Source organism: Roseovarius halophilus (ex Wu et al. 2025) (assembly GCF_047086965.1).
The window spans coordinates 1-403 of record NZ_JBKOTX010000578.1 but is presented as its reverse complement, the minus strand read 5'-3'; the positions used below and the strand labels follow the sequence as shown (position 1 = coordinate 403).

At 75.9% G+C, this 403-nt stretch carries 1 protein-coding gene; it reads right to left on the bottom strand.

The window, feature by feature from the left end:
• The coding region (locus ACH107_RS33575) for a glucokinase (RefSeq protein ID WP_412509896.1) at positions 1 to 403 on the bottom strand (403 nt) is incomplete at both ends.

The window sequence follows — 403 nt, the reverse complement described above, 5'->3', positions numbered from 1 at the left end:
AGCCGGGTGAGCCCGGGGCCCGAAAGCGCGGCCTCGGCCGGTTTGTGGGGCGCGTCGGCGCCCAGCCGGGTGATGAGCGCATTGGTGGCGTCGTCCATGTGGGGCAGGGCGGCATGCCCCGCCTCGGCCGGCGGGACGAAAAGGCGCCCCGCCACGCGGTGGACGACCGCGATGTTGCAGCCCGAGCCGAGGCCCAGAACCATCCGCGGGCCGGCCGGATCGGGCCGGCCGGCGCGGATCGGGGTCAGGCTGTCCGGGGCGATGTCGTCGAGCGCGTATCCCTGCGCCTGAAGGTCATTGAGCAGGTGGATGTCGCGCGCGCCGGTCGCCGCCGCCAGGTCCCCGGGGTCGATTACCCAGTCGCGGTTGGTCAGCCGCGCCGCGCCGTCCCGGACCGGCCCCG